11 protein-coding genes are annotated in these 16,097 nt (G+C 45.4%); 4 read left to right on the forward strand and 7 right to left on the reverse strand.

Annotated features, from left to right (window positions below):
• Positions 1–23: 23 nt before the first annotated feature.
• Positions 24–1,574 carry a peptide MFS transporter gene (locus ACLI09_RS14835; RefSeq protein WP_411420420.1) on the reverse strand — a complete coding sequence of 517 codons (1,551 nt, stop codon included), beginning with the start codon at positions 1,572–1,574 and terminating at the stop codon, positions 24–26.
• A 9-nt stretch (positions 1,575–1,583) separates the two neighbouring features.
• Complete coding sequence (locus tag ACLI09_RS14840) at positions 1,584–3,755, reverse strand: S9 family peptidase (RefSeq protein ID WP_411420421.1); 2,172 nt, start codon at positions 3,753–3,755, stop codon at positions 1,584–1,586.
• A gap of 164 nt (positions 3,756–3,919) precedes the next feature.
• Between ACLI09_RS14840 and ACLI09_RS14845 the strand changes: the two genes are divergently transcribed.
• On the forward strand, positions 3,920–5,272 hold the full coding sequence (locus ACLI09_RS14845) for a hydroxymethylglutaryl-CoA reductase, degradative (protein WP_411420422.1): 1,353 nt from the start codon (positions 3,920–3,922) through the stop codon (positions 5,270–5,272).
• Positions 5,250–6,152: a GYDIA family GHMP kinase gene (locus ACLI09_RS14850; protein WP_411420423.1), complete on the forward strand. Its 903-nt coding sequence runs from the start codon at positions 5,250–5,252 to the stop codon at positions 6,150–6,152. Before ACLI09_RS14845 ends, ACLI09_RS14850 begins: the two co-directional genes overlap by 23 nt.
• A gap of 58 nt (positions 6,153–6,210) precedes the next feature.
• Here ACLI09_RS14850 and ACLI09_RS14855 read toward each other — a convergent pair whose 3' ends face one another.
• From ACLI09_RS14855 to ACLI09_RS14875, 5 genes are all read right to left on the reverse strand, one after another.
• A complete protein-coding gene (locus ACLI09_RS14855) occupies positions 6,211–11,715 on the reverse strand; it encodes an alpha-2-macroglobulin family protein (protein ID WP_411420424.1) in 5,505 nt (1,834 codons plus the stop codon).
• Positions 11,716–12,094: 379 nt separating this feature from the next.
• Positions 12,095–12,499 carry a type II toxin-antitoxin system HicB family antitoxin gene (locus ACLI09_RS14860; protein ID WP_411420425.1) on the reverse strand — a complete coding sequence of 135 codons (405 nt, stop codon included), beginning with the start codon at positions 12,497–12,499 and terminating at the stop codon, positions 12,095–12,097.
• Positions 12,500–12,553: 54 nt separating this feature from the next.
• The gene (locus ACLI09_RS14865; protein ID WP_411420426.1) at positions 12,554–12,730 is read right to left on the reverse strand and encodes a type II toxin-antitoxin system HicA family toxin; all 177 of its coding nucleotides are present in this window, start codon (positions 12,728–12,730) and stop codon (positions 12,554–12,556) included.
• A gap of 131 nt (positions 12,731–12,861) precedes the next feature.
• Positions 12,862–13,308 (reverse strand): nucleoside deaminase, encoded by a 447-nt coding sequence (locus ACLI09_RS14870; RefSeq protein WP_411420427.1) that lies wholly within the window; start codon positions 13,306–13,308, stop codon positions 12,862–12,864.
• Positions 13,309–13,380: 72 nt separating this feature from the next.
• The gene (locus ACLI09_RS14875; protein ID WP_411420428.1) at positions 13,381–14,160 is read right to left on the reverse strand and encodes a patatin-like phospholipase family protein; all 780 of its coding nucleotides are present in this window, start codon (positions 14,158–14,160) and stop codon (positions 13,381–13,383) included.
• 88 nt (positions 14,161–14,248) lie between these two features.
• Between ACLI09_RS14875 and ACLI09_RS14880 the strand changes: the two genes are divergently transcribed.
• On the forward strand, positions 14,249–14,851 hold the full coding sequence (locus tag ACLI09_RS14880; protein WP_411420429.1) for a thioredoxin family protein: 603 nt from the start codon (positions 14,249–14,251) through the stop codon (positions 14,849–14,851).
• A gap of 29 nt (positions 14,852–14,880) precedes the next feature.
• Positions 14,881–15,936: a tetratricopeptide repeat protein gene (locus tag ACLI09_RS14885; protein WP_411420430.1), complete on the forward strand. Its 1,056-nt coding sequence runs from the start codon at positions 14,881–14,883 to the stop codon at positions 15,934–15,936.
• Positions 15,937–16,097: the final 161 nt, after the last annotated feature.

The following is a 16,097-nucleotide window of genomic DNA, read 5'->3' on the forward strand; positions in this document are numbered from 1 at the left end:
TAGTTATTAGTTGTATTTACAAATTATCTGATGCCGTGCATGTATTTTTTAAGTATTGGCGAAAGCAGTAGCAATATAGCCCCCGCAATAAGCCCCGTAATAAAGAGGAATCCAAACAGGTCTGAATATGCTGTAAGCGCGCCCGCCGTATCGGTAACTTTACCGCCCTCGGTATCTACACTTGCAATATTTGCAAGCACTGAGGCAATGTATTCTGAACTGGCAGTGGCTAAAAACCATACGCCCATCATAAAGCCTACTATTTTAGGCACCGAAAGTTTGGTAACTGCCGAAAGGCCCACCGGTGAAAGCGACAATTCGCCAAAGGTATGCAACAGATATGCGGCAATAAGCCATAAAGGCGCTACTTTGCCAAAACTATCGGCATTTTGAATGCCCAGTACCAGCGCGCCAAAGCCCAGACCGGCAAACACAATGCCCAAACCAAACTTTACCGCTGTATTAGGCTCAAGCCTTACCTTGGCAAGCTTTATCCACATCCATGCAAAGATGGGGGCAAATATAATTATAAACAATGCATTTAGCGAAAGGAATTGTGAAGCTTTCACTTCACCAAACTGTGTGTTGCGGTCTACTATCCTGTCGGCAAAAAGATTCATTGAGGTATAGGCCTGTTCAAACAATGCCCAAAAAACTACTGTGAAAACAATCAGTACCATTAATACAAGCATCTGGCCCCTTTCCTGTGGCGTACATTCTTTAGTTATAAAATACAGCAGGTAACCTACCACCGCAATAGAGACAAAAGTAAGAATTCCACCCACTACAGCATGGTTTTGCACCAGCTGCCAGCACACAAACACTCCGGCTATAGAAAGCACGTAAATAAACCACTCCTTATTTATACCAATAGGCGATTTCTCTTTAAGTACTTCCGGGTTTTTAGGTTCGGCTTTCCCCATAAGGTGTTTTTGCCCAAGTATAAACGACACAAGGCCTAACATCATACCCACCCCCGCAGCGCCAAAACCATAGCTCCAGCCGTAGGTTTCGCCCAGCCACCCGCAAAGCAGTGTGGCCATAAACGAACCCAGGTTGATGCCCATATAAAATATGGTAAACCCGGCATCGCGGCGCGGGTCTTCTTTTTCGTAAAGCTGGCCTACAATAGTTGAGATATTAGGCTTAAGAAAACCCACACCCATTATTATAAAACCCATGGAAAGATAAAAGGATTGTATGGCGGTTTCGTCACGCACTATGTTCCCGGCGGCATCATTATAAGCGTGAAAGCCTTCATAAGCCATGCCCAGGTGGCCCAGCACCAGCAATATGGCACCGAATATTACCGCTTTCCTGAAACCAAGGTACCGGTCTGCCAACACCCCTCCTAAAATAGGCAAGGCATATACTAACGCGGCATAGTTGCCTACAATATGGTTACCATCGCTATCACTAAAAAAGTGGTACTTGGTAAGGTAAAAAATCAACAGGGCTTTCATGCCGTAAAAACTGAAGCGCTCCCACATCTCTGTAAAAAACAATATATATAAGCCAAAAGGGTGCCCTAAAAATTCTTTACCTTTTGGGGTAATTGCGTTAGCTGTTGCCATAGTTGTGTTTTACAGGTTCTCTTTTATAAAGTTGGTCATTTTAGTATACAGTTGCAGCCTTGTGGCCCCGCCGTAAATACCGTGGTTCTTGTCGGGGTAAATGGCCCAGTCAAATTGTTTGTTTGCCTGCACCAGCGCTTCTATCATCAGCATAGTATTTTGTACGTGTACGTTATCATCGGCGCTGCCATGAATCAGCAAATATTTGCCCTTAAGGTTCTTCGCAAAGTTTATGGGAGAGTTAGTATCATACCCGCCTGCATTTTCCTGCGGGGTTTGCATGTAGCGCTCGGTATACACCGAGTCATAAAAACGCCAGTTAGTAACCGGAGCCACGGCAATGGCTGCCTTAAACACATCGGCACCTTTAAGGATACAGTTGCTGCTCATAAACCCACCATAACTCCACCCCCAAATGCCGATACGGCTTGCATCAACATAAGCGTATTTACCAATAACCTTAGCGGCATCAATCTGGTCTTCTACCTCATATTTGCCCAGTTCTTTATAGGTAACTTTTTTAAATTCTGCCCCCTTAAATCCGGTTCCGCGGCCATCTACACAGGCTACAATGTAGCCCTGCTGCGCCAGCATGTGGTACCAGTAGTCGTTTATTTCGTTCCATTTATTAGCCACCTCCTGGCTGCCCGGGCCGCTGTACTGGTACATCAGTACCGGGTATTTTTTAGTAGCGTCAAAGTCGGCAGGTTTTATAAACCAGGTATTTAGCACGTGACCTTTTTCGGTAGTTATGGTGGTAAATTCTTTTTTAGAAAGTTTGTAAGCCGCCAGCTTTTGCAATATAGCATCGTTATTGAGTATTTCTTTTACCAACGTGCCATCTTTACTGCTGTTTAGCGTAAAGGTTTCCGGCTGTGTAGCGCTCGAAAAGAAATTGATGAACAAATCAAAGTCAGGGCTAAACTTGGCATCGCTGGTGCCGGCTTGTGTGGTAAGCCTTGTTTTACCCTTGCCGTTTATGTTGATTTTATACACATCGCGGTTGATGCTGCCGTTCTCGGTACTCTGGTAAAAAATGTTACCGGTTTTTTTATCAAATCCGTAGTAAGCAGTAACTTCCCATTTACCCTTAGTAACCTGGTCAATCAATTTTCCGGTTTTGCTATAGTGGTAAATGTGGTTGTAGCCATCCTTCTCGCTGGTCCAGATGTAGCTGTTATCGTTAAGGAAGGTAAGGTTATCGGTAATGTCTACATAGGCGGCATCAGTTTCATTCATTACTACTTTAGCAGCTCCTGTATTTGCATCTACAAAAATAAGGTCGAGGTTGTTCTGGTGGCGGTTTATTACCTGTACGCTCAGTGTTTGGGCTTCATTCGTCCACTTAATGCGCGGAATATAAAAATCGGAATAATTGCCCAGCTTAATTTCCTTATCGGCATTAGTTTTTACGTCATAAATGTGCAGTGTAACCGTGCTATTCGTTTCGCCGGCCTTCGGGTATTTAAAGGTATACGGCTGCGGGTACAGCCCCTGGTCGTACAACTCCATTGTAAACTCCGGCACATCAGCCTCATCAAAACGTATGTAGGCAATCTTGTCGCCCATGGCATTCCACTGGTAGGCTTTTACGAAGCTAAATTCCTCCTCATACACCCAGTCGGTCACCCCGTTTATAATACTGTTCTTTTTACCATCGGTAGTTACAGGGCGTGTTATGCCGTTCGCTACATCCTTTACATAAATATTGTTATTGTAAACATAGGCTACTTTACTGCCGTCCGGCGAAAAAGAAGGTTCCTGCACCTTTTCCTCCGTTAGCTTGGTAAGCGCCTTTGATGCCGTATCATAAATATAAAAGTCGGCGGTAAACGAATGCCGGAATATCGGTTCGCTGTTGCTGGCCAGTAGTATCTTCTTCTCGTCTTTGCTAAAGGTATAGCTATCGATACCGTGGAGTTCACCAAACTTTTTACTATCCACAAGCGTACTTACCTTATTAAGCGTGGCAAAATCATACAGGTCTACGGTTGACGTGCCGGCATTCCAGTCGGTATTGAGCACGGTATACTGGTTGGTATTGGCCATTGGTGTGAGCTCGTCCATCCCCTGGGTGCGGAAACCACCCCTCCATATTTCTTCAAGGGTTATTTTTTGCTGCGCCAATGCAGGTGTTGCGGCTAACAAAAACAGTAAAATTGACTTCTTAGCGTATTTCATTTCGTATCTGATAAAAACCTCCAATTTTAGTAAAATTTTATGACTTAAGGGTACTTTTTTTAGTTAAATCGATTTCTTATATTTAATTAGCCTTATTATTTTTAAATGACGCGCTAATCAAAAACCGTATCTTTGCGCTACACAACATTTTTAAGCTACTGAGAATGAGCAAAGCGATAAGCGGGTTTAGCAAGCTAAGCAAACAACAAAAAATAGAATGGCTGGCACAAGGGTATTTTCAGGATGCTGAAGCAGCTATTGCATTACTTAAACAATACCATAATGACGACGAGGCGCTGCAAAAGCTGCACGACGAGTTTATAGAAAATACAGTTACCAATTTTTACCTGCCGCTGGGTATAGCGCCTAATTTTACCATAAATGGGAAGGATTACACCATACCTATGGCTATTGAAGAAAGCTCGGTAGTGGCGGCAGCAAGCAAGTCGGCCAAGTTCTGGGCTACGCGTGGGGGCTTCAGGGCTACCGTACTCAGCACCGAAAAAATAGGCCAGGTACACTTTAAATATTTTGGCGAAAGCCAAAAGCTTACCACTTTTTTTGAGAAACTTAAGCCAAAACTGTTTACCGCGACCGGAGACCTTACCAAAAACATGCAGAAACGCGGCGGCGGTATACTGGATATCGAGTTGCGCGACAAAACAAATTTAATTGAAGGCTACTACCAGCTGCACGCTACTTTTGAAACGGTAGACAGCATGGGGGCCAACTTTATAAACTCCTGCCTGGAGCAGTTCAGCAAAACGCTGCGGGAAGAAGCGCCGGTATTTGAACTGTTTACTGAAGAAGAAAGCCACATACAGGTTATCATGAGCATACTGAGCAACTATGTGCCCAATTGCGTGGTACGTGCAGAAGTAAGCTGCCCGGTAGCCGACCTGAATGAAGATAAAAACATTTCGCCCGAAGAATTTGCGCAGAAGTTTATCGCTGCCGTGCAGATTGCCGAGGTAGAGACTTTCCGTGCCGTGACCCACAATAAAGGCATTATGAACGGTATCGATGCCGTGGTGGTGGCTACAGGTAACGACTTCCGTGCCGTAGAGGCCGGTGTACATGCTTATGCCGCTAAAGACGGGCACTACAGCAGCCTTAGCCACGCTAAGGTGGAGGATGGTATCTTTACCTTTTGGCTCGATGTGCCATTAGCGCTGGGTACCGTAGGCGGACTTACTACGCTGCACCCGCTGGTGAAATTTTGCCATGAGATGCTGGGCAATCCCGGCGCGAAGGAACTTATGGAAATAGTGGCCGTGGCCGGGCTGGCGCAAAACTTTGCCGCGCTACGATCGCTTACCACCACCGGGATACAGCAAGGCCACATGAAAATGCACCTGATGAACATACTCAACCAGCTGGGTGCTAACGAACTTGAAAAACAGGCTACCATAAAGCATTTTGAAAAAAATACCGTGAGCCACAGCGCCGCCGCCGAATTTTTAACCCTTTTACGCACTAACGACCCTGCACGAATTGAAGAAGACTTTTTACGCTAACGGAAAACTGCTTTTTATGGGCGAATATACCGTGCTCGACGGTGCGAATGCGCTTGCTGTGCCCACAAAGTTCGGTCAGGCAATGGAAGTTGAGGCCAATGATAGCAATACACTGCGCTGGACAAGCTATGATGCTGATGGTTCGGTATGGCTGGAGGCAGTTTTCTCTATTGATGATATTATTAAGAATAATACAACGGTAGATAACGCCGCCGCAATGCTTATAAAAGTGCTGCATGCTGCGCATATCGCGAATCCGGAAGTACTAACTTCAGGGTTTGATGTAGTAACAAAACTGATGTTTCCGCGTAACTGGGGCCTGGGTACCAGCTCTACATTTATTGCCATGGTGGCGCAGTGGTTTGGCGTTGACGTGTATAAACTCCTGGCCGACACCTTTGGCGGTAGTGGGTACGACATTGCCTGCGCGCAGTACAATACGCCCATTATCTATACACTTGAAAGTGGTTCTCCTGAAATAACCCCAATAAATTTCAATCCCACATTTGCCGATAAGCTCTGGTTTGTATACCTCAACCAGAAGCAAAACAGCCGCGAGGGCATTGCCGCCTACAGAGAAAAGGTATTTGATAAGCAGGATTTAATATTAAGGATAAACAAGCTTGTTGAAGATGTAATAACCGCGCCCGACCTCAACTCATTTGCCTCGGCTTTGGAAAAACAGGAAGCCTTAATGGGTGGAATTTTAGGCATTGCCCCGGTACAGGAAAAGCTGTTCCCTGATTTTAAGGGTGTGGTGAAAAGCCTGGGCGCCTGGGGCGGCGATTTTGTTTTGGCGGTAGCCGAGGAAAACCCGGTAGAATACTTTAAGTCCAAAGGATACGAGATTGTGATGGGGTATAATGAAATGACCCTTTAAATATGATTTTTTAAAAATATTCCGGAGGGATAGAAATTTCCCTCCGGAACATATATACTTACTTAACCACCTTAACCCATCGGCCTTTTGTCCTGGCAAGGTAGCTATTATCGTACATGGCTTCGCACTGCACACCCGGCAGGTAATAGCTGCCCGGATAGCTGGCATTTAGCAATATCCTGAACGACTTGGTTTCATGTGCCTTGAGGCTGAAATAGAAGTTAGTCCGGTCATCCCTAATATCAGTATAATCTACTTTATTTTCGGCAAAGCTGCCAAAATCGGTAAACCTTGTATTTACAATTTCCCAACCACTTGCTATAATCTGCGTAAGCGCGATGTTCTCTACAAGTTCACCCGATGTGTTGCCTACCGTTACCTCTGCCACAAACTCAGTGCCCTGTGCTAACTGGCCGGGGTCGATAACTTTACCGCCGCGGTCTTTAAACACTATACCGGTTTTAAAGCCACGTTCTTCAGTTTGCTCCTGGCCTACAGGCAGCACACCGCTGTAAATTACTTTTATATACAGCGTGCCCGTTTTGTTGTTCCTAATGGTGACTTTATTATCCTTGCCAATTTCCAGCACGCGGTCCGCAAAGGTCTTAGCGGTTTTAATCGCGTTGCTTTTGCCGCCGTTAGTATAATTTACATCAATACCCTTGGGGCCGTTTTTCTGTGCAAACTTGCTCATGCTGTACAGGCAGTAGGCCGTAGTTTGCGTGCTCATCCAGCCGCTGCCGCTCATGTCTTTGGCAAGCTTTGTAGCATACTCAAAGGCTTTTGCATCCTTGCCTAATATTATCAGCGTTTCCAGCGCCATGGCACGGTTGCGTTCCGGTGAGCCATAATAATAGTAATGCCTCTGGCTGGTATCATCAAGCGAACTCTGCGCAAGCAATTGCTGCCCGACCGCTTTTTGGCCTGCCAGTGCATAAGCCGCTGCAAGGCGTAAACGTGATTCATCATCTATTGCTACGGTTTCGCGCAGCCTGTTCATACTGCTTAGGTCGGGGCTGCCGGCCAGGGCCAGTGTATACAGCCTGTAGGCCTGGGCAAAATCGTTATGGTAGCCCGCGTCGTGGCGCCATTGCCTTGCCTGGTTTCTCTGGTAGCTGAGCCACTGTTTTTTCATGTTCATGGGTAGCGCGTAGCCTTTTTTCTCGGCTTCTACTATAAAGTGGCCCGCGTAGCTGCTGCCCCAGTCGTCAGCTTCCATTTCGCCCGGCCAGTAGCTAAAGCCACCGGAACCCACCTGGAACTGTTGCAGCTTTTTAATAGCCGCCGTTACATACTTCTGTATCTTGTTTTTGCGGTTCTGGTCGATATCGGCTATGTCTGCCAGGTACAGTTGCGGGAATACTGACGATGTAGTTTGCTCCACACAGCCGTGCGGGTACTGAATCAGGTAATCGAGCCTGCGGTTAAAATCGATACTCGGGAACGACGATACCTCAAGCCTTGCCTTATTGCTGCCTGCTACGCCAAAGGCCTGCCAGTCGAGCGTGCCTGTAGTGCCGGGCTTAAGCACCAGCTCTTGGTAATTTGTGGTAACCGGGTTAGGGTTAACAATATCAAGTTCTACGTCGTAGCTGGCTGTTGCGCTGCCGCTGGATGCCGTAACGGTTATCGTGCCAATTCCCGTAGCGTTAGGTACAACAAGATCAAAGTACACCACTTTTTCATCGGCCCTTTCAAAACGAATCGACTGTGATGCCGTGCCCGACACCTTAAGCCCGGCGTTGGTCTTAACCTGTACCTGCACATTTTTAATCTTGTCTTCCATGGCAAATACCGTTACCGGAAGCGTTACTTTTTCGCCGGGCGTTACCTTCCGAGGGAGGGAAGCCAATAGCATCAGCGGGCTGCGTACCGGCGTGGTCTTTTCTGCCGCACCGTAAGCGCTGTTGCCATCATTGGCTGCTACAACCATGGTGCGTACCGAGCCTATGTATTTAGGCAGTTGTATGTTGTGGACTTTAGTTTGCCCTTTTTCCAGTTTGTACGGACCTAAATATATAACCACAGGCTTAAAGCGGTTGGCTTTTTTCGCCTTACCGCCGCCCAGCGCCTCATCACCGCCTATGCTGAACACCTGGTTGATTTTGCCTCCATAAGCACCGATAACCTGGTCGTATATGTCCCATGTTTTTACGCCCAGTGCTTCTTTAGCATAAAAGGCATCCCAGGCATTAGGGGTTTTAAAGCGGGTGAGGTCAAGCAAGCCTTCGTCTACAATGGCAACGGTGTACGTCATCGCGCGGCCGTTCTTCTCGCTTACTTTAATGCTGGTTTTCTGTTCCGGTTTCAGCACTTCCGGCATGCTTATCTGCGGTTCTAACACCGTGCCTTTATCAATTACCGCTATCGGTACAATGCCGTATAAGCGTATCGGCGAATCATTTTTAGTCGACGCATGCGGTTGTAATAGCGTAATGTTTACATACACATTTGGCGCTAATGCACCGGTAATAGGTATTACCACCTGGGTTTCGCCTTTTTTGGTCTCCGCCCAATAGGTCTTTACAACCTTGCTACCGTTTTCCAATGAAATGAGCGCCCTGCCGCCCTCGCTTGACGGAAAAGATACCGTGCATTTTTCGCCCACAGCATACTTTTCTTTATCGGTAGTAAACATAAGCATGGCGGCTTCCTCGCCGGTACGGTTGCGGTTACGCCCGCTCCAGTATGGGTAGTCTATAGTAACCGCTGTTCCTGCCGAGTGCCCGCTTTGCACATCGGTAACCCTAACTAAATAATTGCCGTATTCTTCGGTTTCGGTCTTGAAATAAAAAGCGCCTTTACCACTTGCATCCGTTACTAATGACTGGCTGTATACCGGCGAATTGCTCACCGCGTTACTGTATGCCGAAACATCGTTACTGGCATCCCACCACCAGCGCCACTCGGTTTTATATACTTTAACGTCTAGCCTGCGGCCCGGTTTTGCCTGTCCGTTTTCGTTTACCGCTGCTACTTCAAACTTGTTTGCCTTGCCGGTTTCGAGCATACCGTACTTGTTGCCTTCGGGCGCACGCACGCCTACATAGCTTTCATACGGGCTATAGTTAGCCGATACCACATCGGTACTAAAGTCGCCGCCTTTTTCGTAGGCTTTGGTAATAATGGCCGCCTTAAGCAGGCCGGGGGCGCGCACGTCGAGCTTAGGTGCTACAGATACTTTAGCCACACCATTATCGTCTACCGTGCCACTGAAAATATTTACCTCTTCGCTGCTAAAGCTTTGCGAAGGGTCGTCAAACACATAGTTAGGATAGCCTTTAAATGCGGTTTTCTGGCTCATAAATTTAGCCTGCATTTCTACTTTAAGGCCTTTGGCAATAGCACCGTGCAGCCAGGCCACGCTAACCGTGCCGGTATTTTGTTTATTGGCCGAAAGCATCTGGCCCTCAAAGCTGTTTTTTATTTTTAGCCTGTTTGGCTTGATGGTCTCTATTTTAATGGCCTTATAAAAATGCGCCCCACCAACGGATACCATTGCTTCCCAGCTGCCTGTAGGAGCCGTGCTTTGCGTAGGCACTACAAAGCGGTAATGGTTCAAGTCGTTGCGCTGCTGCGTGCCCTGGTACATCATTTTGCCGTTAGGGTCGCTCAGGCGGATTTTTACAGGGTGTGTAGCCGGAAGTTTGCTCTCCTTATCATTTAGTATGAAACCGATGTACAGCGTATCGCCCGGCCTCCACACGCCCCGCTCTCCATAAATAAAGCCTTTAAGCCCTTTTTGCAGGCTGGTGCCGTCTACCTCAAAGTTACTAACTGACAGTGTGTTGCCCTCCTGTAGTTTTATGTAGGTGGTGTTCTTGTCTTTTTTGACAACAGCAAAGTAGGGCTTCTTGTCACTATTAAGCGTTGCTGTACCGTCTATATCCGTTTGCGCAGATGCCACAAGCTGCTGTTGATAGTTGTACAGCTCTACCTTAGCACCGCCAATGGTTTTAGTACTGGTAATGCTGGTAACAGCAAAGAAGAAACTGTTGTTGTCGCCTTTCTTAACGATAACACCCAGGTCGCTGGCCAATACGTTAGTCTCTACTTTACGGTCGTAATAGTATGACGTACTGCACGGGTTGTCGCGCTGCTCCCAGTCGTAATCGTCGTGATAGTAGTCATTGTCTTCATATTCGGTAAAATCTTCGGGCTCATTGTCTTCATCAGATTCCTCCTCAGTTTCTGTAGCACTTGCCGTGCCGCTGTCATCGCATTTATACAGCGAATAAGACCTGCGCATCGACATCTCAATATGGTAAATAGCGCCGGGTTCGGGCTGCACAAGTTTTGATAAATCTATGGCGTAGGCATTCCACTTACCGTAGTTCAGCATTTTGTTGCTGTTCAGCACCATTTTGGTCTGGGCTATGGGCAATGCCACATCGCGCAGGCTGTAGCTTTCTTCATTCAGGTTATTATCCTGGAGGAACTGTAATACGTTGCTCTCAAAAATACGGTATACGCGCACGTCTACGGCACTAAGGTTTACGGCCTCAAAATTCAGCTTAAGGTTGCTGGAGGCCGGCAATATGTTACCATTCTTTATAAAACGCACCTGTGGGTTTAATTGCTCAAAGGTTATATTTTCAGTGAATGCTTTTTTGGTTTTAAAGCCTTCCGTACTCTCAATGCCCTGGAATACCTCTACAAGGAAATTACCATTAAGAGGTTCAGAGAAAAATACCTTAAGCAGGTTACCGTCGGTAGAGAAGGTCATGTTTTGCACATTCGCTACCGACACCAGTCCGGCAAAATCCTGGTCTTTGCGCACGGGGTCGCTAAAGTTTACAAGCAGCGTCTGGTTGTCGCCTTCAGCGGCTTCGGCGCTCAGCACCTTAAAGTTATCCTTACCGGGAATGGTATATTCTTCGTTGCCCTCGCTCTCAATATCGTAAGGCTTGCCGTTCCAGTTTATAGTGATTTTACTGTCCTGTGCCTGGCGCTGTATGCTGTCTATAATAAAGTTAAACAACGTGCCTGAGCCATCCTGCCCCTCAAAACGTATGGGCAGCTTGTGCCCGTTCTGGGTAGCAGATACCACTTTTTTGGCTGTGGCAAGGTCGAGGTAATCGGCTGATTTAAGCACCGCGTTAAGAAACTGTGTATCGCGGTTATAGCTTTGCAGGTCGGCCGTGGTAACTATAAGGTCCTGCTTGAGGGTTTTAACGCGGAATTTGAAATCGGCCAGCGGGGCAGGCACGTTTATAAATTTAGAAAGGTGCAGGGTAACCCGGTATTCGGTATCCTGCTCCAGTTTTTTAGTTGGCCTGAAGGCGATGCTGTTATCATCCAGCCACACCACTTTACCATCTGCCGATGGCGAAACACTAAAATAGCTGTCATCTAATTCCTGCCCGGCCTGCCACTCTTTTTTGGCAAACGCGAGCCCCACTTTAATATCGGATCGGGTACTGACTACCCCCGACGAAAAATTTGTAATGTAATCACGGTAAAGCGTAAAATCTGAATCGAAATCTGCTGCTGATTCATTGTTGCAGGAATAGAAAAGCATTGTGGCGACCGCACAGAGCAGCACCAGCTTTAGTGTTTTCATGGTGTAAACAGTTGGTTAAAAAGTTAAGGTATAAAAAATTTTTGTTTTGGCAGAAGGCCGGCCTGTTAAAAGATGCACGGGGGAATGAAAAACAAGCCACAGGAGGGTACAGCAAATGAGGAGAAAGGCTCCCACAAAAGCAAAACAGAACAACCATGTGAACGTATTAAAAACCTTTGTGAACCTGATGGTTAACCACCCTCATTTCCGCTATAACATGCAATATTATCTAAATATTGTGCACAAAATAAAAAAAAATGAAAATAATTTTTCGATAAAAAAATATAACTGATAATCAGTTGTTTACAAATCTCTTCGTTCTTTCAAAAATGCTTTGATGTTTAACTAAAAAACCCATCTTAAGAGATGGGCTATAATTCTAATGAGAAAGTTTTAAAGAAGATAGTTCTGCACCTAATTTATGGAGCGCATCTTCTAATTTTTTAATGCTTTCAGTTCTTGGTTTTCTATGCCCTGTGGCATAATGATGAAGTTGCTTTTGATTTATACCTGTGAGTTTTTCAAGAGCAGGATTATTGAACAGACGTTTATAATAATCAAAAAAACTCTGAATATCATAGCTGTATTCTATCTCATACTCATTCTTCAAAATATCCGGGATATTTTCCGGAGCATTATACTCTTTTAAAAGGCGAATAGCATCTTCAACCGATTTTTTAGTTTCCTCGACAGATTCCCCTCCAGCATACACTCCTTCTACATTTTCAGCAAATGCTGAATATAGGTCATTAGTACGCTCAATGACAATCTTTACGATTTCCATATTAATCTATACATTTTAAAATTTCAAATATTATATAATTGAGGTGCCCGATTATTAAAGCCCCATCTCTTTCTTAATTTTACTTAGCAGCCCTGTTCCAACCTCTTTTGGACCATGAAAGGGTACGGGATAAGTCTTACCGTTTTTTTCATAAATATAGTGGCTGCCTTCTGTGCGAATGTGAATCCATCCGGCTTTCTTTATACTACGATGTAATTCGCTTGACTTCATCCGAATGTCTTATATATAGAAATCTTGTCATGGTAAATTAGTTAAGTTATTTGATTGTCAACTCACCAAAGATATATAATTATATATTAACCGGCAAACAAAAGATAACTTTTTGTATATCATTAACAATTTTACGAACCCCTCCGTTCCCTGAAAAAAGCTTTGATAAGTTCGCCGCATTCGGCTTCCATAATACCGGTGATTACTTCAGTTTTAGGGTGCAGCTTCCCGCCCATTGCGGTGTAGCCCCGGTGGGTATCATGAGCGGCATACACGACCCTGCTCACCTGGCTCCAGTAAAGGGCGCCGGCACACATCTGGCAGGGTTCCAGCGTTACATACAGCGTACATCCGGTAAGGTATTTCCCTCCCAAAAAACCAGCCGCTGCGGTTATAGCCTGCATCTCGGCATGGGCAGTAACATCAGTAAGGAGCTCGGTAAGGTTGTGGGTTTTTGCAATAACACGATTATCTACAACAACCACAGCGCCCACGGGTATTTCGCCCTTACTGTAAGCAGCCTGAGCTTCCTGGTAGGCTTTCTTCATAAAATACTCGTGGGTAAAGATGTTTTCCATGGGAGTAAGGATAATCAATTTGGCATCTCCCTTCCGGATGCCTCATTTAGGTGCAAATGAGTTAAAGGTTTACTATACAATCAGGCTTTCATACGATTTTTTTGCAGCCTCGTAGCCTATATTAAAAATCTCATCCATCTTTTGCTTGTTGGTCTCAAAGGTGCTGTACAGCGCCAGTTCATCAGGGCTGATAACCCAGTCGCACAGTGTAAACTTCTGCATGTTGCTGTTAGCCGAAAGCAGGTCGTACGCCCGGGTGGTAACGGCTTTAATAGAGCGCAGGTCGTCTTTATCTATTTTTTGTATCGGGCTTACATAAATACCTATGTTAGCGTCACAACGGCCCTGCAACACATCGGTAGGGAAGTGGTTTACAATGCCGCCATCGCCATACAGCCGCCCGTCTATTTCATAAGGCGATATGATACCGGGGAAAGCTGATGAGGCCAGTACGGCATCGGCAATTTTAATTTCGTCGCCAAAGATCCTCAGCTTGCCCGAAACAAGGTCGGTTGCGGTAAGGTGCATGTCATATGGCAGGTCTCCTAATGTAGATTCGCCAAAAATATCATTAAAATAATCCCGGAACGAAGAAGAGTCTATAAATCCAGGCTTGCGAAAGGTAAAATGCTTCCAGTGAAAAAAATAAATGGACTTAAAAAACTCCAGTATTTCTTCCGGTTGTTTGCCCCATGCATATAAAGATGACACTATGGCACCCGAGCTGGTTCCGGCTATCTGGCGGGGCTTAATCCCCTCTTCATCAAAAAACTTTAAAACGCCCGCGTGGGCTATACCTTTGGTCCCGCCGCCCGAAAGCGTGAGCCCAATGGTTTTTCCATCAAATTTCATCAGGTGTGTGATTTGCCTGCCTAAATTACAGTTTTTTACCGAATGGCGTTTTTTTTGCTATATAAAAAATAATTAAAAGTTTTAAGTAATGACAACTACAGATGCCATAATACAGCAAAGCCTTAGCAACAGCTTTACTTATGCCGGTTACCGCCAGCATGTTACCACGCTGCTTGAGCAGGGGCTTAGTACAGGCGCAACCCAAAGTGAGGCGCTTACCCACTATACCACGCTTAACGAAGCTCGCATGAACCGCCTGGATAAAACCATCCACCTTCCCGATGAAATTTTAGACAAACTGCAACATCTTGACAAAACCTACACGTTCCTGGTTATTACCGAAGGCTGGTGTGGCGATGCTGCGCAGATAGTGCCGGTTATTAACAAGATGGTGAATGCATCTGATAAAATAGAAATGAAATTAGTACTGCGGGATGACAACCCCGAACTTATGGATGCTTACCTTACTAACGGTGCCCGCTCTATACCTAAACTTGTGGTTTTAGATGCCGAAACACAAACGCCGGTAGCCAGCTGGGGCCCGCGGCCTGAAGGCGGTACTAACCTTATTAAAGAAGCTAAAGAACGTGATGGCGTGGTTACTGATGAAACCAAAACCGATTTGCAAAAATGGTACCTGCACGATAAAGGTTTAAGCACCATGAGTGAGATAATTGAAAAATTAAATTAAATTTGCTTTGAACCAACCAAAGCATACACATGTACAGATTTTTGATTTTTGTGCTTTTTATTACTTCAGCTTATGGGCAGGAAAAAGGCTATACCCTGCCGTTGGGCGACTGGGTGGTAGTTAATACTACTTTAAAAGACGGCAGTAAAATACTTGCCGCTACTATTGAAGATTCAGACTATAAAGAATACAGGATAGAGAAAAAGAAACTGTGCATTGCATTTGACGCCGTCCACAGAAATAACTTAGATGAATCTTCGTGCCTGGGGTATAACGCCCTGCCCAATAATATATTCCGAACCTCGGCCTATAAATTTTATACCATCGAAAAGGTTACTGCCGATACGCTGGTGTTTTCGCAGAAGGATGACAAAGAATTTCAGGACAAGCTGCACCGCTATACTATGGTGCGGCGCGAGGTACTGGTGGCGAAGGAAAAAGAAAAATATAGCGGACAGGCTACCATAAGGGCAAGCAAATATTTTTCTCCTGCGTGCGATTCCTGGTTTGAAAACGATCTTTATAAAGCATTTAAGCGCAACCTCAGGGAGTTTGCCATCGTAGGAAAAATTGTTTTCCATCCAAAACTAAAAACGCTCGAAACCGTAATTACCGCATCGCAGCTACAGGACGCTGATGGTGTGGCTACAGTAAAAAAATTACTGGATAAAAGCTATAAGCACTGGGACCTTAACGAATTTGCGGCTTATGATACTGTAGAGCTTCCGTTTGTGCTGATGAGCCAGGACAACTATTTTTACCACAGCATACGTTTCCATTATTTTACAAATGATATTGACGCGGTACGTTTAAAACAGGGAGGCTCGGTATTTGACAAGGGCCTGAGTAAAGTGGCCTTTGATGAGGGTTTGCAGGCGATTACCAAGAACGACTTTAAAGAAGCGATTGAGTTATTTGAGTATGCTTACCAGCTGGACCCGCTGAATATCGACGCGATTTACAACAAGGCTGCCATGCTTTATAAATCAGGAGACACCGAAAATGCCTGCCTCACCTGGAAAGAAATAGCCGATATGGGCCAGGCCGAAGCCGCCACCATGGTAAAAACGTATTGTAATAAGTAAGGGGCTTTTTGGCGCAACGACAATGCGAGGTATGAAGCAGGTTACAAGGATAAGCAATAAGTAACCTTGTTTTATGAGATTGCTTCAGTCGTTCCTCCTTCGCAATGAACTGTGTTTATATGCAAGATAAATTTAAGTTATTTTCATTGTAATATTTTTTG

Origin of the sequence: Flavobacterium sp. RHBU_24 (genome assembly GCF_046613695.1) — a bacterium.
In the GTDB taxonomy this organism is placed as follows: Bacteria; Bacteroidota; Bacteroidia; order Flavobacteriales; family Flavobacteriaceae; genus Flavobacterium.

What these genes read in the sequence shown, in the direction of transcription:
- ACLI09_RS14865 (WP_411420426.1), bottom strand. Translation starts at nt 12,730, where the DNA reads ATGAAGTCAAGCGAATTACATCGTAGTATAAAGAAAGCCGGATGGATT.
- ACLI09_RS14875 (WP_411420428.1), bottom strand. Translation starts at nt 14,160, where the DNA reads ATGAAATTTGATGGAAAAACCATTGGGCTCACGCTTTCGGGCGGCGGG.
- ACLI09_RS14855 (WP_411420424.1), bottom strand. Translation starts at nt 11,715, where the DNA reads ATGAAAACACTAAAGCTGGTGCTGCTCTGTGCGGTCGCCACAATGCTT.
- ACLI09_RS14840 (WP_411420421.1), bottom strand. Translation starts at nt 3,755, where the DNA reads ATGAAATACGCTAAGAAGTCAATTTTACTGTTTTTGTTAGCCGCAACA.
- ACLI09_RS14835 (WP_411420420.1), bottom strand. Translation starts at nt 1,574, where the DNA reads ATGGCAACAGCTAACGCAATTACCCCAAAAGGTAAAGAATTTTTAGGG.
- ACLI09_RS14845 (WP_411420422.1), top strand. Translation starts at nt 3,920, where the DNA reads ATGAGCAAAGCGATAAGCGGGTTTAGCAAGCTAAGCAAACAACAAAAA.
- ACLI09_RS14880 (WP_411420429.1), top strand. Translation starts at nt 14,249, where the DNA reads ATGACAACTACAGATGCCATAATACAGCAAAGCCTTAGCAACAGCTTT.
- ACLI09_RS14885 (WP_411420430.1), top strand. Translation starts at nt 14,881, where the DNA reads ATGTACAGATTTTTGATTTTTGTGCTTTTTATTACTTCAGCTTATGGG.
- ACLI09_RS14870 (WP_411420427.1), bottom strand. Translation starts at nt 13,308, where the DNA reads ATGGAAAACATCTTTACCCACGAGTATTTTATGAAGAAAGCCTACCAG.
- ACLI09_RS14860 (WP_411420425.1), bottom strand. Translation starts at nt 12,499, where the DNA reads ATGGAAATCGTAAAGATTGTCATTGAGCGTACTAATGACCTATATTCA.